Origin of the sequence: Parapusillimonas granuli (assembly GCF_013416525.1) — a bacterium.
Taxonomy (GTDB): domain Bacteria; phylum Pseudomonadota; class Gammaproteobacteria; order Burkholderiales; family Burkholderiaceae_B; genus Parapusillimonas; species Parapusillimonas granuli.
Genome location: NZ_JACCEM010000001.1, coordinates 270,723 through 290,938, shown reverse-complemented (window position 1 = coordinate 290,938; position 20,216 = coordinate 270,723). Strand labels below are relative to the sequence as shown.

Genomic DNA, 20,216 nt, shown 5'->3' with positions numbered 1-20,216 from the left:
TCCATAGCGGCGAAGCCGCCGGCGCCAAAAACCGGTGTCTTCAAGCGCTTGCGCGCATGAGCTTGGCCGCTTCGATCGCGAAGTAGGTCAGAATGCCGTCGCCGCCGGCGCGCTTGAAGGCGATCAGGGATTCCATCATGACCTTGTCGTGTTCCAGCCAGCCATTGGCGGCCGCCGCCTTGATCATGGCGTATTCGCCGCTGACCTGGTAGGCGTAGGTCGGCATGCCGAAAGCGGTTTTGACGTCGCGCAGGATATCCAGGTAAGGCAGCCCGGGCTTGACCATGACCATGTCGGCCCCCTCGCGGATGTCCATGGCGACTTCGCGCAGGGCTTCGTTGCGGTTCGCCGGGTCCATCTGGTAGGTGAACTTGTTGGATTTGCCCAGGTTGCCGGCGGACCCGACGGCGTCGCGGAAGGGGCCGTAGAAGGCGCTGGCGTACTTGGCCGAATAGGCCATGATTCTCGTGTAGATGTGCTGCCCGGCTTCCAGCGCCTGCCGGATGGCGCCGATGCGGCCGTCCATCATGTCGGACGGCGCGACGATGTCGACGCCCGCCTGGGCCTGGACCAGCGCCTGGCGGGTCAGGATCTCGACCGTGGGTTCGTTCAGCACATAGCCGTTCTCGTCGATCACGCCGTCCTGGCCGTGGCTGGTGTAGGGATCCAGCGCGACGTCGGTCAGCACCCCGAGCTCGGGGAAGTGCCGCTTCAGGGAGGCCACGGCGCGCGGCACCAGGCCGTCGGGATTGGCGGCTTCGATGCCGTCCGGCGTCTTCAGCTGCGGATCGATGACCGGGAACAGCGCCAGGACCGGTATGCCCAGTTCGACGCATTCCTGCGCCACGGCGAGCAGGGTGTCGGGCGAGTAGCGCACGATGCCCGGCATGGACGGCACCGGCTCCCGCACGCCTTCGCCTTCGCGCACGAACACGGGGTAGATCAGGTCGTTCGTGGTGAGCACGTTTTCGCGGACCAGGCGGCGCGAGAATTCATCGCGGCGGTTGCGGCGCGGGCGGGCGGCGGGAAAGTCGGGGGGAAGAATGAAAGATGTCATGGCACGACCTTGGGAGAGATCCAGTTTTCGATGTGGGCACCGGCTTCTTCGAGGCCAATGCGGTGGGTGGCCGAAAACGGCAGCGCGGTGAGCGCGCCGAGATCGGCGAGTTCCTTCTTGACCGAGGCGGCGGCGCGCACCCGTTGCCCGTAAGGCAGCTTGTCGGCCTTGGTGAGCAGCGCCAGCACCGGAATGCGGGTGGGCGCGACCCAGTCGGCCAGGCGGCGATCGAGTTCAGTGACCCCGCGGCGTATGTCGATGAGCAGGACGATGCCGGCGAGCGAGCTGCGTTCGCGCAGGTAGGCGCCCAGGACGTCGGCCCATTCTTCCCGGGCCTGCTGGGCGACCGACGCGTAGCCGTAGCCGGGCAGGTCCACCAGAAAGCCCAGGAAGGCGCCCGGCTCGACCGGATCGGGTATGCCGAACATGTTGATCAGCCGCGTGCGGCCGGGCGTTTTGCTGGAAAAGGCCAGCCGGCGCTGATTGGTCAGCGCGTTGATGGCCGAGGACTTGCCCGAATTGGACCGGCCGACGAAACAGACTTCCGCCGTGGTGGGGGCCGGCAGTTGATCCAGCCGGGCGGCGGAGGTGGTGAAAACGGCGCGATGCAAAATGGACACGGGTCTGCCTAGATCGGTTAATTTATGCGCTATTGTATAATCGCAGGTTTGAAACAGTTGCGTCATTTCCATTTCGGGATTCTTTGCATGGAAGTGGCATTGTCATCATGGTGTCTACGGCACCGGATCGAATAGCGATCGTCGAGGTCTTCATGAAGCGTGTGCTTTCCAGAATCGTAGTTGCCAGCGGCGTGCTGCTGGGCTCCTCCGTAGTTTCACTTGTCCATGCCGCCGACGCGGCAGGCGCCAAGCCCGATGCCGCCAAGGGTGAACAACTCTATCTCAACGGTGATCTCGCCCGCGGAATCCTGGCCTGTGCCAGCTGCCACGGCGAAGCCGGCAACAGCACCATTCCGGCCAACCCGAACCTGTCGGGCCAGCCTCATGAATACATCGTCAAGCAACTGATCGACTTCACCCCCAAAGACGACAAGACCCCGCCCGCGCGCCGCGGCCCCGGCGGCGCCAATTCCGTCATGACCGCGTTCGCAACCGCCCTCACGGCCGAAGACCGCCAGAACGTCGCGCTATACCTGGCCACGCAACAGCTCAAGCCCGAAACCGCCGCCAACGCCACCAATGAAGCCACCATGGAACGCGGCCAGCACATCTGGCGCGGCGGCCTGCCCGACCGCAAGGTGCCGGCCTGTGCGGGCTGCCACTCGCCCAACGGCGCGGGCATACCGGGCGCCTATCCGCGCTTGTCGGGCCAGTTCCCGGCCTACATCGCCGAACAGCTCAAGCTGTTCCGCAGCGGAGACCGCGCCAACAACACCATCATGCACGATATCGCCGACCGCATGTCCGATGCGGACATCGCCGCGGTGGCCGACTACGCCGCCGGCCTGCGTTAAAACATCATCGTCTCGCCGTTGCGGCATCTTTCCGCAACCGGTCTAAAATAAGAGGGGAGGCTCATTCGGCGTCCCCTCTTTTTCATGAACACTGCATCCGTGAACACTGCCATCTCCAGGCGCCGCCTTGGCGCGGACATCTTCGAACTGCTCGGCTCGATGCGCTTCGCCGTCAGCCTGCTGGTGTTCATCTGTGTAGCCAGTCTCATCGGCACGGTGCTGCAGCAGAACCAGTCGGCCAACGCCTACATCGACCGCTTCGGCCCCTTCTGGTTCGCCCTGTTCGACAAGTTTTCCATCTGGCACATCTACAACAGCTGGTGGTTCCTGGTGGTCATGGGCTTCCTCGTCGTGTCCACCACCATCTGCCTGCTGCGCAATGCGCCCAAGATGATCAAGGACGCGCGCTCGTTCCGCGAGTACGTGCGCGCCGGCAGCCTGCGCGCCTTTCATCACCGGGTCGAGGCGGTCTCCGCCCTGCCGGCGCAGGACACCCTGGAGGCCGTGCAGGAATGGATGCGGGGCCAGGGCTACAAATACAAGCTGCGCCATGACGGCGACGGCGTCATGCTGGCGGCCAAGAAGGGCGGCGCCAACCGGCTGGGGTACATCTTCGCCCATGCGGCCATCGTCGTGGTCTGCGTGGGCGGCCTGCTGGACAGCGAACTGCCCGTGCGCCTGCAAGTATGGCTGGGCGGCAAGGTTCCGCTCACCGAAAACATGCTGATCTCCGACGTCCCCGAGACCGGGCGGCTCTCCCTTGCGAATCCCAGCTTCCGGGCCAACATGCTGGTCCCGGAGGGCACCAGCAGCAGCAGCGGCATCATCAGCGTCGAGAACGGCGTGCTGGTGCAGCCGCTGCCCTTCACGCTCAAGCTCAACAAGTTCGTCGTGGACTACTACTCCACCGGCATGCCCAGCAGCTTCAAGAGCGAGGTCGAGGTCACCGATCCCGACACCGGCGCTTCGTTCTCCCGAACCATAGAAGTCAACGAGCCGCTGCGCTACAAGGGCGTCACCGTCTACCAGTCCAGCTTCGACGACGGCGGCAGCAAGCTGCAGATGGTCGGCTATCCGCTGGTGGGCGCCGCAAGCCGCCCCTTCGACCTGGACGGGGTGGTGGGCAAAGACGCCGAACTGACGGTCGCCGGCGACGGGCGGGGCATCCCCCTCAAGATCGAATTCTCGGGGCTGCGCGTCATCAACGTCGAGGATCTGTCCGGCAATGCCGAACCCCAGCCCAAGGCCATCATCGAGCATGTGGCGGCGGTCACCGGCAGCGCGGCCGGGGCGCGCAACGAACATCTCACCAACGTCGGACCCAGTGTGCAATACCGCGTCATCGGCAGCGACGGCCAGGCCCATGAGTTCACCAACTACATGCTGCCCATCGTGCTCGACGGCGTCCCGGTGTTCCTGGCCGGCGTGCGGGAATCGGCCTCCGTGCCGTATCGCTACATCCGCATACCCGTGGACGAGAAAAATTCCGTCACCGAATTCATGGACTTGCGCGCGGCATTGGCCGACCCGGCCATGGTGCGCCTGGCGGTGCAGCGTTTCGTGCAGAAGAACCGCGGCAACGAGCTGCCCGAAGACCTGCTGCTGAAGGCCGCCGAAAACGCCCTGCACACATTCCGCCGCGCCGGTTTCAACGGTATCATTGAACATGTGCCCGAGCGTGACCGTGAAAACGTGCTGGGCTTTGCGGTGCCCATGATACAGCTGTCGCTCATCGAATTGCGCAACGTGATGCGCGAACGTTCGGGCCGTCCGGCAGTCGACTATGACGGGCCCCAGGGCAAGGCGGCCGACCAATGGATGCAGATGGCGCTGCTGGGGCTGGCCAACCTGCCCGACTACCCCGCGCCGGTGTTCATGACGCTCAAGTCGTTCGAGCAGGTCGAGGCCAGCGTCTTCCAGGTGGCGCGCAGTCCGGGCAAGAACACGGTCTACCTGGGCTGCCTGTTTCTGGTGATCGGCGTGTTCTCCATGTTTTACATACGCGATCGCCGCATCTGGGTATGGATCAAGCCGCATGAACGGGGCAGCGAAGTCATGGCCGCCATGACCTCGCAGAAACGCACACTGGACTTCACGCACGAGTTCGAGCGTTTCAAAGAGTCGTTCAAGCGCTTCACCACTTAACGAGGTTCCTATGTCCGAAACCATCATCCAATCGAACGCCGCCGGCTGGCAGCCGTCCATGACGGCAAGCGGCGATTCGCGTGGCCGGCGCGGCAAGCCCGACTGGACCGACATCGCCTTTTTCCTCTTGCTTACCGCCGCTGCGGCTTATGCGCTCAGCGCGTACAGCGCCAACATGGACTACTACGAGAAGGCCATACTCTGCGGCGCGGTCGCGGGCCTGAGCTGGATGGCCTGGCTATGGCGCCCGCTGCGCACCATCATGATCGCATGCGGGGCCAGCGCGCTCTTCGCCATCTGGCTGTACAGCGGCGGCGCGGGCCTGGCCCAGGGCGACATCACGCGCGCGGAAAGCGTCTTCTTCCTGAAATACCTGTTCTCTTCGCAGTCGGCCATCCTCTGGATGTGCGCGCTGTTCGTGCTGGCCACGGTCTGTTACTGGGCGGGGTTCTTCAGCCGGACGGCCGCCTGGCTGGGCACGGTGCTGACCTGGGGCGGCGTCTACGCCGGCACGACCGGCATGCTGGTGCGCTGGCGCGAAGGGCATCTGCTGGGGCCCGACATCGGCCACATTCCCGTCAGCAACCTCTATGAAGTCTTCGTCTTGTTCGCGCTGATCACCGCGCTGTTCTACCTGTACTACGAACGCCGCTACGCCACGCGCGCGCTGGGCGGTTTCGTGCTCATGGTCATCAGCTCGGCCGTGGTCTTCCTGCTGTGGTATTCCTTCACCCGCGACGCCTTCCAGATCCAGCCGCTGGTGCCGGCCCTGAAAAGCTGGTGGATGAAGCTGCACGTGCCGGCCAACTTCATCGGCTATGGCACCTTCTCGCTGGCCGCCATGGTCGGCTTCGCCTACCTGGTCAAGGAACACGGCGAAACCCGGTCCCTGGGCAAGCTGGCGCCGCTCTTCGTGCTGGGCGCCGTCCTGTGCGCCGAGCCCCTGGTGTTCAGCTCGGGCAAGCTGTCCGCCACCTGGATGCTTTATTTCGGCCTGGGCGCCATCATCGTCGGCATCATTCTGGCCTTCCGCCGCCCCATCGCCGCCAAGCTGCCGTCGCTCGAGATCCTGGACGACATCATGTACCGCGCCATCGCCGTGGGGTTTGCGTTCTTCACGGTGGCCACGATACTCGGGGCCTTGTGGGCCGCCGACGCCTGGGGCACCTATTGGCAGTGGGACCCCAAGGAAACCTGGGCCCTCATCGTGTGGCTGAACTATGCGGCTTGGCTGCACATGCGGCTCATGAAGGGCTTGCGCGGCACCATGGCCGCCTATTGGGCGCTCGCCGGCCTGCTGGTCACCAGCTTCGCCTTCCTGGGCGTCAACATGTTTCTTTCCGGGCTGCATTCTTACGGCGAACTGTAAGCCGTCTTGGGCTGGACGGCGCCGGGTTCCGCATGGGGCCCGGCTGCCCTCATTCTTTGCTGGCATATATATCTGGATATTGTAGAATTTACAGATAGATGCTCGCCGACATACAATGTCATGGTAGCGCGCGGGCTCTGAAGGCCTATCCAGATATGCAGCAATAAAAACCAATAACCATGTTGGCAGCCCCGAAAGCATCGAATACACAAGCCCGCGCAGACAGCCTGATCATCGATGCACTCGATGCCAGCCTGCGCCTGCTGAATGAATTTCTTCCCGTGCAGGGTTGGGCCTGCATGTCCGGCGCGCTGGGGGCCCAGCCGCTTGCCGTGGGCACCGGCGTATTCGGCAACCCTTCGGTCGACGCCCTTGGCGCCCTGTCGGGCGGCAACTGGCAGGAATCCAAAGCGCTCGCGCATCTTTTTACGCGCACCTTGAATCCCGCCGAACACCTGCGGTTCTTCACGGGTCATCTGCAGGAAGTGCAGGCGGGCGACTGCCTGCTGAAGTTCGACCTCTACAACGAGCGCCAGGAAATCACCGGCTGCATACTGGGCGTCGCCCAGCAGGCGGTGGTGGACGGCGCCACCCACGAAGACTGGCGCCGCGTCAGGGCCTGCGCCCGCAGCATCGCGTTCACGCTGGATCTTTGCATAGAACTGGTCGTGGCCAACGAACTGGTCAACGAAATGCAGCGCGATGTCTTCATCGACGCCCTGACCGGCGTGCTGAACCGGGCGGGGTGGATGCGCAGGCTCAAGCAGATCGAAGCCCAATGCATGAAATCCGGCGCCGATGCCGCCATCGTCATGTTCGACCTGGATTTCCTCAAGACCGTCAACGACACCCACGGCCATTCGGCGGGCGACGACTTGCTGCGCCTGACCGCGCAGACCATATCGTCGGCGCTGCGCAGTTCCGACTCCGTGGGCAGGCTGGGCGGCGACGAATTCGGCGTGGTCACCTACAGCACCACCCCGGCCATCGCGCAGCTGCTCATCGCCCGGCTCGAATCGGCGCTCGCCCGGGTGAACGTCAACGTATCGCTGGGCATGGCGCTGAAGTCCGAAGCCGGCACGCTGGAAGCCGCGCTGGAACTCGCCGATGAACGCATGTACGCCTACAAGCGCAACAAGGCGGTACCCCGCAGCGTCCGCCGCCCCCTGCTGACCGAGCCCAGGGCCTGTTGATCGAAGGCGGCCGGCCTATTCCCGGCTCTGCCGCATGATGAAGGCCCGGGTGTCCGGATCGGACACCAGATCCAGGATCGAGCCGGCGTTCAGGATGTCGATGGGCGGCTTCGCCTTGGAAACCGCATAGCCTTGCACGTAGTCTATGCCCATTTCCTTCAGGGCTTCCAGCGTGTCGCAGTCCTCCACCCATTCCGCGATGCTCTTCATGCCCAGGTTGCGGGCCAGTTCGCTGATGGTGCGCACGATGGCCTTGTTGGTTTCGTGGGCCATCATGTCCTTGATCAGGGCGCCGTCGATCTTGATGGCGTCGGCGGGCAGCTCCTTCAGGTACGAGAACGAAGAATAGCCGGCGCCGAAGTCGTCCAGGGCGATATGGGCTCCCATGCGGCGCAGGCGCAGCATGAACTGCCGCGTGCGGTCCAGGTCCTGCAGGGCGACGCCTTCGGTGATCTCGACATAGAGCAGCTTGCACAGGGCCTCGTAGCGCTCCAGGACGTTGAACAGCGAATTGATGAACTTCTCGTCGTTCAAGGAAACGCCGCTGAGGTTCACATTGACGAAGCGCGTGTTCTTCAGGCGGTTCTCGTGCTTGGCCAGCCACTCCAGCGTGGCGGTGAACACCCACTTGTCGATCAGCGTGATGGTGCCGTTCTCTTCCGCCGAAGCGATGAATTTGCCCGACGGGATGAGCGAGCCGGTGGAGTCGCGCACCCGCAGCAGGGCCTCGAAGTTGAGCGACTCCATGGGGCTGTGCAGCGACATGATGGGCTGCATGTCCAGGTACAGGCCGCGCGGCGAATGGCCGCCTTCCAGCTGGTCGAACAGTCGGAGCTCTTCCGCGTGCTCCTGCAGTTCCAGGGAGTTCTCCTCGTACACCATCACGTCCCGGCGGCGCTTGCGGGCGTCCCGGCAGGCATGGGCGGCGGCCGAGATGGCGTCCTTGACCGTCATGCCCATGTGCAGCGCCACGACCCCCATGGCGGTGGCGATCTGGAAGGCCCGCGCCCCGATGTTGTAGGTTGCCGTGTTGATGCTGGCGCTGACCCGGGTGGCCAGTTCCTTGGCTTCGGCGGCGGTGGACCCGCTAAACAGGATCACGAATTCGTCGCCGCCGATCCGCCCGACTTTCTGCTGTTCGGTCAGGCAGGCCTGGATGCGTTCGCAGACCAGCTTCAGGACTTCATCGCCCGCCGTGTGCCCGAACAGGCCGTTGATACGCTTGAAGTGTTCCAGGTCCAGGTAGGCCAGGGAGCAGGGCACGCCCTTGGCGACGTCGTCCAGCGCCTGCCCCACCGCTTTCTCGATGCCGCGCCGGTTCAGCACCTCGGTGAGCGGGTCGTTGTCGGCCAGCGAACGCAAGCGCTGTATGGTCTGCGTGCGTGCCGTGACGTCCAGCAGCGAGCCGTCGATGTGGCCGCCCGACAGGGTCGCCTGCAGGACGAAGTGTTGCGGCCGGCCCGGCCGGGCGGCGGAATCCAGCAGCTTGATTTCGACTTCGTGGCCGGCTTTCGTGGCGCTGGCGACGGCGATCCAGTCCTGCGGCTCGAAGTAGTCGGTCCAGCGCCCGCCCTGGCTGTGGCGCATCGAGATGCCCAGCATCTGCTCCAGGGAGTGGGTCATCCGCAGGAAGACGCCGGAGGAGTCGAGGGTGAACATGCCCATGGGCGTCATCGCATAATTGCTGATCAGCTCCGTCTGGGCGCGCATGCGCTCCAGGGTGTCCTCGCGCATGCGTTCCGCCACCGCCAGTGCCACCGTGACGCTGGACAGCAGCAGCGCCACGACGCCGTTGAAGATGTCGGTGAATTCCGTGCGGCCGAACAGCACGATGAGCGTGCCTGAAAACATCACGCACAGCGCCATGCTCAGGGCCACGATATGCCACATCCGGAACCGGGACGGGCTGCGGTAGAGGTTGATCGCCAGCAGGAATGCCGCGATCAGGATGCCGAAGCCGCAAGTGGCCCACATCAGCGGCTCGAACCATTCGTAGGGCAGGAGGAAGGAGCCGGCCAGCAAGACCAGGCCCGACCATTGCGCGGCGCGCAGCAGGCGGGGATGGCTGGCGTTGTGCGCGCTCCGGAACAACTGCGTGAACAGGGTGTAGGTCAGCAGGAAATAGGCGGCCACGGTGACCTGGCGGATGAGGGGCATCCATTCCATGGGAATGCTGTGCCCCAGCCAATGGTTGTCCCAGCCCATGGCGTAGGCGCCCAGCCGCAGGTTGCCCACCAGCCAGGCGGCCAGGAGCAGATAGGTCCAGGTCTTGGTCGTCAGCGCGATGACCACGATGAAAAGCGCCATGGTCAGCAGGCCGCCTTCCAGCAGACCCGTGCCGCGCTCATAGCGGTGATTGGACTTGACCAGCTCGGACGTATTCCAGAGGTTGACGGAAAGCACGCCGGGTTCCGACAAGGTGACCCGGCAGAGAATCGAGGCCGGCAGGGCGATGCCGTCGAGGGCGACCGAGTAGCCTTGCTTGGAGTTGCGGACGGAGCCTTGCGGGCCGCGCGGCTCGGCGCTGCTGCCCAGCGCCTCCATGCCTTGCGCATTCCAGCAGGACAGGGACTGGATCAGGCGCGTGGGGATTTCCAGCGCGGGGTGGGTGATGCCGGCCTCGCCGGGTGCGCCGATGAGCAGCCAGCCAGGCGAGCCGACGGGCAGGGCCGGATTCGGCGCGCGGCCTTTCAGCTCCGCCAGCGCGTCATCGGGCGTCAGTGCGGCGGCCGGATCGGGGACGTGCCTGAACTCGAGCCGCTGAGCGTTGGCCGACGGATAGCGTTCCGGAAGGAACATGACGGCCAGCACGGAACACAACACAATGATCGCAGGAACCAGATACAGCGAGAAGTAATAAACCAGGCGGCTTCTGAGGTGTGCGACCCTCTTGCCCAGCTTCCTGCGAGTTGTAGTCGAGACCGTCATGATCTATAGGGCCAGCCCTTTTCTTATGCGATGATTCAGCCGCCGTTCGTTTGAAAACGGCCAGGGATTGCCCCACATCTGCTTAACGGCAGGAGGCTGAATTTCTTTATGCCGCGGCGTCGGAAGGGCGATCGATCGCATGCCGGCCTGCATGGAACCGTTGTGTTTCGGCGCCGGCGGAACCTAGGCCGTTGGCAGCGTGGTCTCGGTGGCGAAAAGGTCCTGGATTCTTTCGCGCGGCCGGACGACGTGGTCGGCCTTGCCGTCGACGATGATCTCAGCCGGCCGCGGCCGCGTATTGTATTGGCTGGCCATGGTGAAGGCGTAGGCGCCCGCCGACATGACCGCCAGCAGGTCGCCCTGCTGGATGTTCAGCTGGCGGTCGCGCGCGAGCCAGTCGCCGCTTTCGCACACCGGGCCGACGACGTCGTAGTGCGGCGCTTCGGCGCCGCCGCGAGGGACGACGGGCACGACCCCGTGCCAGGCGCTGTAGAGCGTGGGGCGGATGAGGTCGTTCATGGCCGCGTCGACGATGGCGAAATTCTTGGTTTCGCCGTGCTTGAGGTATTCGACCTTGGTCAGCAGCACCCCGGCGTTGCCCACCAGCGAGCGCCCGGGTTCGAGCACCAGTTCCAGGTGTTCCAGGCCGTTGTCCTTCAGGGCCTGGAACACGTTGTCGAGCAGGGTCGCGGGCGACAAGGGGGTTTCATCCGTGTAGCGGATGCCTATGCCGCCGCCCAGGTCGAGATGCGCGAGGCGTATGCCGTGTTCCGCCAGGGTCTTGATGAGCTTGATGAGCTTGTCCAGGGCGTCGAGATAGGGACCGACTTCCGTGATCTGCGAACCGATGTGGCAGTCCACGCCGACGATGCGCAGGCCGGGCAGCGACTGGGCGCGCTGATAGACGGTCAGGGCATGGCCGATGGCGATGCCGAACTTGTTGTCCTTGAGCCCGGTGGAGATGTAGGGGTGGGTCTTGGCGTCGACGTCGGGATTGACCCGCAGCGATATGGGCGCCGTCTTGCCTTCGGCATCGGCCACGGCGGACAGCTGCAGCAGTTCCGCTTCGGATTCGACGTTGAAGCACTTGACGCCGGCATCCAGCGCGGCTTTCATTTCCCAGGCCTGCTTGCCCACGCCCGAGAACACGATGCGCGACGGGTCGCCGCCTATGGCCAGCACGCGGGCCAGCTCGCCCCCCGACACGATGTCGAAGCCGGCGCCCAGGGTCTTGAATTCATGCAGCACCGCCAGGTTCGAATTGGCTTTCATGCCATAGCAGACCAGCACTTTCCGGTCGCCGATGGCCGACCGGTAGGATTCCCACGCGTCGCGCAGGGCCTGGCGCGAATAGACGTAAAGAGGCGTGCCGTGTTTTTGGGCCAACAGGGGGAGCGCGACGTCTTCGGCATGCAGGACGCCGTTCTTGTGCTGAAAGTGCGGAGCTACGGTCATTCTTTCTTTTCGAGTGGGGTTGTGGGAAGGGTGCCCGACGTGGGCGGCGCGACCAGGGATTCGTCGGGTGCGGGCGGCGGGGGCATGTACAGCGGGCCCTTGTAGCCGCAGCCGGCGATCAGGGCGAGCAGGGACAGGCCGGCGGCGGCCTTGCGCCAAACCCGATGGACGGCAGTCTGTTTGTAAGGCGCTTGCATGAGAAGCTCCGGTGGGTGAAACATGAGCGGCTGCCCTTGCCAATGATAGCGCATGGGCCGGGCCGCCGGTTAGAACGGAATGGACTCTTGCGGGAAGCCTTGCGAGCGGCCGCCGGTCAGTTGATTGAGCAGATTGCCGATGCCGTCGGACCCGCCGCCGTCCACGGGGATGTCTTGCGCCGAGGGCAGGCCGACCCGGGCGACCGCCTGGCCCGGCGGGAATTCCGAGAAATAGTATTCGCCGTCGACCAGGGTCAGGCCGCTGGGCAGCGGGCCGGGCGGGATCTGCGGCTGGCTCTTCAGCGCCTGGCGCATGTAGTTGAGCCAGATGGGCAGCGACGCGCCGCCGCCGGTTTCGGTGGAGCCCAGGGAGCGGGGCTGGTCGAAGCCCATCCAGGCGACGCCGACCAGCTTGGGCGTGAAGCCGGCGAACCAGGCGTCGTGGGAGTCGTTGGTGGTGCCGGTCTTGCCGCCGATGTCGTTGCGCTTGAGTTCGCGGTGGACGCGCGCGCCCGTGCCGTACGTGGCCACGCCGCGCATCATGTCGTTCATGACGTAGACGGTGCGCGGGTCGATGGCCCGCGCGGCGGAGTCGCCGGCCACGGCGGGCTTGGACTGCATGATGACCTTGCCGGCGCTGTCGGTGACATAGTCGATCAGGTAGGGAGGCACGCGATAGCCGCCGTTGGCGAAGACGGCGTAGGCGCCGGCCAGCTGCAATGGGGTGACGCTGCCCGCGCCCAGCGCCAGCGGCAGCACCGCGGGCTGGCGTTCGCGGTCGAAGCCGAAGCGTGTCAGGTAGTCTTGCACGTATTTGGGGCCGACCGCCTGCATGATGCGGATGGAGACCATGTTCTTGGACTTGTACAGCGCCTCGCGCATGGTCAGCATGGGCTCGTACTTGCCGCCATAGTTCTTGGGCGCCCAGGCCTTGGAGCCGGTCTGGGCCGCGGTCAGGACGAAGGGCTCGTCGGAAATCTGCGTGGCGGGCGTCAGGCCGCGTTCCAGCGAGGAGGCATAGATGAAGGGCTTGAACGCCGAGCCCGGCTGCCGCCACGCCTGGGTGACGCGATTGAATTTCCCTTCCTCGAAATCGAAGCCGCCCACCATGGACTGGACGGCGCCGTCCTGGGCGCGCAGCGAAACGAAGGCGGCCTGGACGGTCGGCATGTTGATGACTTCCCAGTGGTCGCCGTTCTTGTGCACGTAGACCACGGAGCCGCGCCGTATGCGCACGTTGTCCTTGGCGTTCTTGGCCAGGCCGCGCGCGACGATGCGCAGCGCGCCCTTGTCGGTGACGTCGATGATCTCCGATGAGGACCGGGCGACCGTGATTTTTTCCGGCGAGGCCGAGAGCACGACGGCCGTCAGCACGTCGACGTTGTCGGGATATTTTTCCTGGAGCCCGTCCAGCAGGGCGTCGAGCCGCGCCGGATCCTTTTCGATGCCGGCGGGCAGGTCGAGCGTTTCTTCCGGGCCGGGATAGGGCGCGCGCCGGGTGTAGTCGAGTATGCCTTCGCGCACCGCCTGGTAGGCCGCTTCCTGGTCTTTCGAGTGCACCGTGGTGTAGACGTTGAAGCCGCGCGAATAGATGTTGTCCTGGTAGACGCCGTAAAGCAGCTGCCGCGCCAGTTCCGCCACGTATTCGCCGTGGATGGCGTAGCCGCCCGCCGGCGTGCCGGGCGCGGATTTCAGCACGATCTTCTGGTTGATGGCTTCCTGGTATTCCGCTTCGGTCAGATAGCCCAGGTTCTTCATGCGGTTCAACACATAGAGCTGCCGCGTTTTGGCGCGTTCGAAATTGGCGATGGGGTTGAAGCGCGACGGCGCCTTGGGAATGCCCGCCAGCATGGCGGCTTCGGCGGGCGTGACTTCGCCCAGCGGCTTGCCGAAGTAGGTGCGCGAGGCCGCGGCGAAGCCGTAGGCGCGATGGCCCAGGTAGATCTGGTTCATGTAGAGATCGAGGATCTGATTCTTGGTCAGCGTGGCCTCGATCTTGAAGGTGAGCAGCAGTTCGTAGAACTTGCGCGTATAGGTTTTTTCCGACGACAGATAGAAGTTGCGCGCCACCTGCATGGTGATGGTGCTGGCGCCCTGCGACTTGGAAAGCTGCGTCAGGTTGGCGACCACGGCGCGGGCCACGCCCGTCCAGTCTATGCCGCCGTGCTGGTAAAAGCGGTCGTCCTCGGCTGATAGAATGGCCGATTTCATGACGTCGGGTATTTCGTCGAAGCGCAGCACGTTGCGGCGTTCTTCGCCGAACTCCCCAATGAGCACCTTGTCCGCCGTATAGATGCGCAACGGCACCCGCGGGCGGTAGTCGATCATGGCGCTGAGGTCGGGCAGATTGGGCCAGGCCAGCGCAAGCGCGAGCGAGCCCAGCAGGACGCCGCACAGCCCCAGGCCCGCCGTGAAGACGGCCGCCTTGAACAGGAAGCGGCCTATCCAACCGGATGCGCCGGAGTTGCTTTTGGGGGATTTGTCAGAGGAACTCATTAGGTGCGATTTTAAGTCCAAGCCGGGTGGGACTATGATTTGCGCTTCAGGTTTATGTAACCGAGTAATGCAGTGTAGCGGCGTGCATCCGGCTTGCAAGTGGGATAATACACAAATGATTGATTCTTTACCTTTACCGCCCGCCGAAACCGGGCACGGTCCGGGCTCGCCGCCCGATGCGCCGCAGGCCTCGCTGCCCTACGATGCGCCCGTGTTCCTGGTCGGCATGATGGGCGCCGGCAAAACGACCATCGGGCGCCAGCTGGCGCGCCTTCTGGGGCGCGATTTCGTCGACCTGGACCACGAACTGGAGGCTCGCTGCGGCGTCAGGGTCGCGCTGATCTTCGACATCGAGGGCGAGGAAGGGTTCCGCAAGCGTGAAACCGCCGCCTTGGACGAGTGCTCGCAAAGGCGCGGCATCGTGCTGGCGACCGGGGGCGGCGCGGTGCTGGCCCCCGAAAACCGCCGCTACCTGAAGGAACGGGGCGTGGTGGTGTACCTGCGCGCCAGCGCCGACGAGCTCTACCGGCGCGTGGCGCGGGACCGCAACCGCCCCTTGCTGCAAACCGCCGACCCGGAAGCCCGCCTGCGCAGCCTGCTGGCCGAACGCGAGCCCTTGTACGAAAGCGTGGCGCACATCACATTCGAAACCGGCACCATGCCCGTGCCGCAAGTGCTGCGCGCCTTGTTGCCCTTGCTTCAACGACACGAGGTGAACCCATGAGTATAGTGCAGGTGGATACGCCGGGGGGGCGGTATCCCATCCACGTCGCGCCGGGCCGTCTGGACCGCCTGGCGGAAAGCATCCCCGCCGACGCCACCGCCATCGCGCTCGTCACCAACCCCACGGTCGCCGCCTTGTACGGCGAGCGCGTGGAAAAGGCGCTGGCCCGCAGCGGCAAGCCCGTCATCAGGATCACGCTGCCGGACGGCGAGGCGCACAAGGACTGGCAAACGCTGAACCTCATTTTCGACGGCCTGCTGCGCAACCGCTGCGACCGCAAGAGCGTGCTGGTGGCGCTGGGCGGGGGCGTCATCGGCGACATGTGCGGTTTTGCGGCGGCCAGCTACATGCGCGGCATACGGTTTCTTCAGGTGCCCACCACGCTGCTGGCGCAAGTGGATTCCTCGGTGGGCGGCAAAACCGCCATCAACCACCCCCTGGGCAAGAACATGATCGGGGCCTTCCATCAGCCGGTGGCGGTGGAGATCGACACCGACGTCCTCCGGACGCTGCCGCCGCGTGAAATTTCCGCGGGCCTGGCGGAAGTCGTCAAATACGGCCTGATCATCGACGCGGAATTCTTCGATTGGTGCGAACGGAATGCCGCGAAAATGCGCGCCCTGGATCCGGAGGCCATCAGCCATGCCATCCGGCGCTCCTGCGAGCTCAAGTCCCAGGTGGTGTCGCAGGACGAACGCGAGTCCGGCTTGCGGGCCATACTGAACTTCGGCCACACCTTCGGCCACGCGATCGAGGCGGGGCTCGGGTATGGCCAATGGCTGCACGGGGAAGCCGTCGGCTGCGGCATGGTGCAGGCGGCCGAACTGTCGGTGCTGACGCACGGCCTGCCCGCGGAAAGCGCGCGGCGCGTGCGCGCCCTGGTCGCGGCCATAGGCTGCCCCGTCCAGCCGCCCGACCTGGGCGTCGACCGGTGGATAGACCTGATGCAGGTCGACAAGAAAACCGAGGGCGGGACCTTGCGCTTCATCCTGCTGCCGGAAATCGGGCGGGCCTGCTTCGAGCCGGCGCCGCTGGACGCCCTCAAGCAGGTCCTGGCCGGGGCGGCCTCGGCCGCCGTGGGCTAGACCGGCCGGTGCCGACCAGGGAACGGCGATGAACCCGCTTGCACCTTACGCCTCCCGCGCCGAACAGACGCGCGGCCGCCGGTACGACGAAGCGCCGCCGACCGGCCGCAACCAGTTCCAGCGCGACCGCGACCGCATCATCCACTGCAATGCCTTTCGCCTGCTGGAATACAAGACGCAGGTCTTCATCAACCACGAAGGCGATCTCTTCCGCACCCGGCTGACCCATAGCATCGAGGTCGCCCAGATCGCCCGCAGCCTGGCGCGCAATCTGGGCCTGCACGAAGATCTGACCGAAGCCATATCGCTGGCCCACGACCTGGGCCACACGCCTTTCGGGCATGCCGGCCAGGACGAGCTCAACGCCTGCATGCTGGAATTCGCGCCGGAGGCGGGCGGGTTCGAGCACAACCTGCAAAGCCTGCGCGTCGTCGACGAGCTCGAAGAGCGCTATGCCGCCTTCAATGGGCTGAACCTGTGCTTCGAGACGCGTGAAGGCATACTCAAGCATTGCTCGGCCAAGCACGCCAAGCGGCTGGGCGACGTGGGCGAGCGCTTCCTGGCGCGCACGCAGCCGTCCCTGGAGGCCCAGATCGCCAACCTGGCGGACGAAATCGCCTACAACAATCACGACATCGACGACGGCCTGCGCTCGGGGCTGATCACGGTGGATCAGCTGCAGATGCTGGAGATCTTCGCCACGCACCACGCCCAGGTGAAGCGCCGGTATCCGTCGCTGGAGAAGCGGCGCCTGGTGGCCGAGATCATCCGGGCGATGATCAACACCCTGGTGATCGACCTGACCGAAACCACGCTCGAGAACATCCGCCGCTACCAGCCGGACAGCGCCGACGCGGTCCGCGCCTGCCCGCCGCTGGCGGCGTTCTCCGCCGGCATGCGCCGGCAGGCGGACGCGCTCAAGCGCTTTCTGTTCGAGAACCTGTACCGCCATTACCGCGTCATGCGCATGACCGGCAAGGCGCGCCGCATCGTCAGGGAATTGTTCGTCGCCTTCCTGAACGACCCGCGCCTGCTGGCCAAGGACCACCGGCGCGACGATCCCGACGCCCAGGCGCGCGCCATCGCCGACTACATCGCCGGCATGACGGACCGCTACGCCATGCGCGAGCACGGCCAGATCTTCCGCATGGACGCTTGAGCGCGTTGGCCCCTTCAGGCCGGGCCCGATTTCCCCGGCCCCAGCAACGGCCTGAGATAGCCGCCGGTATGGCTTTCGGCGCACGCGGCGATGTCTTCGGGCGTTCCCTGCGCGACGATGCGGCCGCCGCCGCTGCCGCCTTCCGGGCCCATGTCGATGACCCAGTCCGCGGTCTTGATGACGTCCAGATTGTGTTCGATGATCACCACGGTGTTGCCGCCGTCGACCAGCTTGCGCAGCACGTCCAGCAGCAGGGCGATGTCCTGGAAATGCAGGCCGGTCGTGGGTTCGTCCAGGATGTAGAGCGTGCGGCCGGTGCTGCGCTTGGACAGCTCCAGCGACAGCTTTACGCGCTGCGCTTCGCCGCCGGACAGCGTCGTGGCCGCCTGCCCCAGCCGCAGGTACGACAGGCCGACGTCGATCAGCGTCTGCAGCTTGCGCGCAATGGTGGGCACGGCCTCGAAATAGGTCAGCGCCTGTTCGACCGTCAGGTCCAGGACTTGGCTGATGTTCTTGCCGCGGTAGCGGATCTCCAGGGTTTCGCGGTTGTAGCGCTTGCCGGCGCAGACGTCGCAAGGCACATACATGTCCGGCAGGAAGTGCATCTCGACCTTGACGACGCCGTCGCCCTGGCAGGCTTCGCAGCGGCCGCCCTTGACGTTGAAGGAGAAGCGCCCGGGATCGTAGCCGCGCGTCCGCGCTTCGGGCACGCCCGCGAACAGTTCGCGTATGGGCGTGAACATGCCGGTGTAGGTGGCCGGGTTGCTGCGCGGCGTGCGCCCGATGGGGCTCTGGTCGACGTTGATGATCTTGTCGAACTGCGACAGGCCGTCGAGCGTGTCGAAGGGGGCCGGTTCGGTTTGAGCCCTGTGCAGCTGCTGCGCCACCGCCGCCGCCAGCGTGTCGTTGATCAGAGTGGATTTGCCCGAGCCCGAAACACCGGTGACGCACACCAGGCGGCCCGCGGGAATGGCCAGGTCCACGTTCTTCAGGTTGTTGCCCCGGCAGCCGGTCAGCTTCAGCCAGGGCATGTCCGGCGCCACCGGCCGGCGGTCCGGGATCACGATGCGCCGCTTGCCGCTCAGGTACAGGCCGGTCAGGGAGTTTTCGTCGTCGGCCAGTTGCCGGGGCGAGCCCTGGGCCACGATGCGCCCGCCGTGTTCACCGGCGCCGGGCCCCATGTCCAGCACGAAATCGGCGGCGCGTATCATGTCCTCATCGTGCTCGACGACGATCACGCTGTTGCCCAGGTCGCGCAGATGCCGCAGAGTCTGGATCAGGCGGTCGTTGTCGCGCTGGTGCAGGCCGATCGACGGCTCGTCCAGGACGTACATCACGCCGGTCAGGCCGGACCCGATCTGGCTGGCAAGGCGTATGCGCTGCGCTTCGCCGCCCGAGATGGTGTCGGCGCTGCGGTCCAGCGACAAATAGCTCAATCCGACGTTGTTCAGGAACTCCAGCCGGGCTTCGATCTCACGCACGATGCGCTCGGCGATTTCCTTTCTCGCGCCGGTCAATTCCAGCGCCCGGAACCAGTCCAGGCAGGCGGACAGCGACAGCGACTCGACCTCGTAGATGGCGCAGCCGCGGCGTTCCCCCTCGCGCACTTCGTTGCCGATCAGGACGTGCCGGGCCTCGGGGCGCAGGCGCGACCCATGGCAGTCGGGGCAGACCTTGGTGTGCCGGTACTTGCCCAGTTCTTCGCGCACGGCGCTGGAATCCGTTTCGCGCCAGCGGCGCTCCAGGTTGGGGATGACGCCTTCGAAGGGGTGCTTCTTGACGGAGCTGCGCCCTTTTTCATTCAGGTATAAGAACGGGATCTCCTCGTCGCCTGAGCCGAACAGGACGCGGTCGCGGACCTCGGGGGAGAGCTCTTCGAAGGGCGTATCGATGTCGAAGCCGTAATGCGCCGCCAGGCTGGTCAGCAGGGTGTGCGTGAACGCGTTGCGCTTGTCCCAGCCGGCGATCGCGCCGCTGGTCAGGCTCAGTTCCGGAAAGGCCACGACCCGCTTGGGGTCGAAGAAGTCGACCTGGCCCAGGCCGTCGCAGCTTGGGCAGGCCCCTACGGGGTTGTTGAAGCTGAACAGCCGGGGTTCGAGCTCGGTCAGGCTGTGATGGCAGACGGGACAGGCGTAGCGGCTGGAGAAGGGATGCTCTTCGCCGGTGTCCATGTTCAGCGCGATGGCCCGGCCCTCGGCCAGCATCAGGGCGGTTTCGAAGCTTTCCGCCAGCCTTTGCTGGCTTTCCGGCTTGATGCGCAGGCGGTCGACGACGACGTCGAAATCGTGCTTGCCGGTTTTCTTGAGCGGCGCCAGGTCGTCGAGCGCCATCATTTCGCCGTTCACGCGCACCCGCACGAAGCCCTGCGCCTGCAGGGCGGCGCATTCGTCCTCGAAGCTGCCTTTGCGCGACCGGGCAAGCGGGGCCAGGATGGCCAGGCGGGTGTCGGGCGCCCAGGCGAGCACCTTGTCGACCATCTGGCTGACGCTCTGGGCCTGCAGGGGCAGGCCGTGTTCCGGGCAATAAGGCGTGCCGACGCGCGCGTACAATAGCCGGAGGTAGTCGTGGATTTCGGTGATCGTGCCCACGGTCGAGCGCGGATTATGGCCGGCGGACTTCTGTTCGATGGAAATCGCGGGCGACAGGCCTTCGATGAGGTCGACGTCCGGCTTGTCCATCAGCTGCAGGAACTGGCGCGCATAGGCCGACAGGCTTTCGACGTAGCGCCGCTGGCCTTCCGCGTACAGCGTATCGAAGGCCAGCGAAGACTTGCCCGACCCCGACAGCCCGGTGATGACGACGAGCTGATGGCGTGGCAGGTCCACCGAAATGTTCTTCAGGTTGTGCGTACGGGCGCCCCGGATGCGTATCGCTTCCATAAGCTTGGGTGGTTTGCGTCTTTTAAAGGCCAACTTGTTACTATAACGCGCTGCC

At 65.2% G+C, this 20,216-nt stretch carries 14 protein-coding genes; 7 read left to right on the top strand and 7 right to left on the bottom strand.

All coding sequences use genetic code 11. The annotated features are described in order from the left end of the window. Nucleotides 1–40 precede the first annotated feature (40 nt). Both hemB and yihA read right to left on the bottom strand, forming a co-directional pair. On the bottom strand, nt 41–1,057 hold the full coding sequence (gene hemB / locus H0A72_RS01385; protein ID WP_180153126.1) for a porphobilinogen synthase: 1,017 nt from the start codon (nt 1,055–1,057) through the stop codon (nt 41–43). After that, nucleotides 1,054–1,677 carry a ribosome biogenesis GTP-binding protein YihA/YsxC gene (gene yihA, locus H0A72_RS01380; protein WP_180153124.1) on the bottom strand — a complete coding sequence of 208 codons (624 nt, stop codon included), beginning with the start codon at nt 1,675–1,677 and terminating at the stop codon, nt 1,054–1,056. Before yihA ends, hemB begins: the two co-directional genes overlap by 4 nt. 152 nt (nt 1,678–1,829) lie before the next feature. On the opposite strand from yihA, the gene H0A72_RS01375 reads away from it, so the two are divergent. The 4 genes from H0A72_RS01375 to H0A72_RS01360 all read left to right on the top strand — a co-directional run bounded on the left by H0A72_RS01375 (nt 1,830) and on the right by H0A72_RS01360 (nt 7,238). Then, a complete protein-coding gene (locus H0A72_RS01375) occupies nt 1,830–2,531 on the top strand; it encodes a c-type cytochrome (RefSeq protein WP_180153525.1) in 702 nt (233 codons plus the stop codon). Nucleotides 2,532–2,615: 84 nt separating this feature from the next. Next, complete coding sequence (locus tag H0A72_RS01370) at nt 2,616–4,676, top strand: cytochrome c biogenesis protein ResB (RefSeq protein ID WP_425502529.1); 2,061 nt, start codon at nt 2,616–2,618, stop codon at nt 4,674–4,676. Nucleotides 4,677–4,686: 10 nt separating this feature from the next. Continuing rightward, nucleotides 4,687–6,045 carry a c-type cytochrome biogenesis protein CcsB gene (ccsB, locus tag H0A72_RS01365; RefSeq protein WP_180153122.1) on the top strand — a complete coding sequence of 453 codons (1,359 nt, stop codon included), beginning with the start codon at nt 4,687–4,689 and terminating at the stop codon, nt 6,043–6,045. A 179-nt stretch (nt 6,046–6,224) separates the two neighbouring features. Next, nucleotides 6,225–7,238: a GGDEF domain-containing protein gene (locus H0A72_RS01360; RefSeq protein ID WP_180153120.1), complete on the top strand. Its 1,014-nt coding sequence runs from the start codon at nt 6,225–6,227 to the stop codon at nt 7,236–7,238. A 15-nt stretch (nt 7,239–7,253) separates the two neighbouring features. Here the strand turns inward: H0A72_RS01360 and H0A72_RS01355 are convergent, their stop codons facing one another. The 4 genes from H0A72_RS01355 to H0A72_RS01340 all read right to left on the bottom strand — a co-directional run bounded on the left by H0A72_RS01355 (nt 7,254) and on the right by H0A72_RS01340 (nt 14,314). After that, on the bottom strand, nt 7,254–10,166 hold the full coding sequence (locus tag H0A72_RS01355; protein WP_246436990.1) for a putative bifunctional diguanylate cyclase/phosphodiesterase: 2,913 nt from the start codon (nt 10,164–10,166) through the stop codon (nt 7,254–7,256). A 183-nt stretch (nt 10,167–10,349) separates the two neighbouring features. Continuing rightward, complete coding sequence (gene lysA, locus H0A72_RS01350; RefSeq protein WP_180153118.1) at nt 10,350–11,621, bottom strand: diaminopimelate decarboxylase; 1,272 nt, start codon at nt 11,619–11,621, stop codon at nt 10,350–10,352. Beyond that, entirely contained in the window at nt 11,618–11,818 is a 201-nt protein-coding gene (gene lptM, locus H0A72_RS01345; protein WP_180153116.1) for an LPS translocon maturation chaperone LptM, read from the bottom strand. The genes lysA and lptM overlap by 4 nt, the downstream gene beginning before the upstream one ends. Before the next feature lie 69 nt (nt 11,819–11,887). After that, a complete protein-coding gene (locus H0A72_RS01340) occupies nt 11,888–14,314 on the bottom strand; it encodes a penicillin-binding protein 1A (protein WP_180153114.1) in 2,427 nt (808 codons plus the stop codon). Nucleotides 14,315–14,429: 115 nt separating this feature from the next. Between H0A72_RS01340 and H0A72_RS01335 the strand changes: the two genes are divergently transcribed. Genes H0A72_RS01335 through H0A72_RS01325 form a run of 3 tightly spaced genes read left to right on the top strand, consistent with a single transcriptional unit; the run spans nt 14,430 to nt 17,282 of the window. Continuing rightward, a complete protein-coding gene (locus tag H0A72_RS01335) occupies nt 14,430–15,038 on the top strand; it encodes a shikimate kinase (RefSeq protein WP_180153112.1) in 609 nt (202 codons plus the stop codon). After that, a complete protein-coding gene (aroB, locus tag H0A72_RS01330) occupies nt 15,035–16,123 on the top strand; it encodes a 3-dehydroquinate synthase (RefSeq protein ID WP_180153110.1) in 1,089 nt (362 codons plus the stop codon). Before H0A72_RS01335 ends, aroB begins: the two co-directional genes overlap by 4 nt. 28 nt (nt 16,124–16,151) lie before the next feature. Further along, the gene (locus H0A72_RS01325) at nt 16,152–17,282 is read left to right on the top strand and encodes a deoxyguanosinetriphosphate triphosphohydrolase (protein WP_180153108.1); all 1,131 of its coding nucleotides are present in this window, start codon (nt 16,152–16,154) and stop codon (nt 17,280–17,282) included. Nucleotides 17,283–17,296: 14 nt separating this feature from the next. On the opposite strand, the gene uvrA is transcribed toward H0A72_RS01325, so the two are convergent. Further along, entirely contained in the window at nt 17,297–20,161 is a 2,865-nt protein-coding gene (gene uvrA, locus H0A72_RS01320; protein WP_180153106.1) for an excinuclease ABC subunit UvrA, read from the bottom strand. Nucleotides 20,162–20,216: the final 55 nt, after the last annotated feature.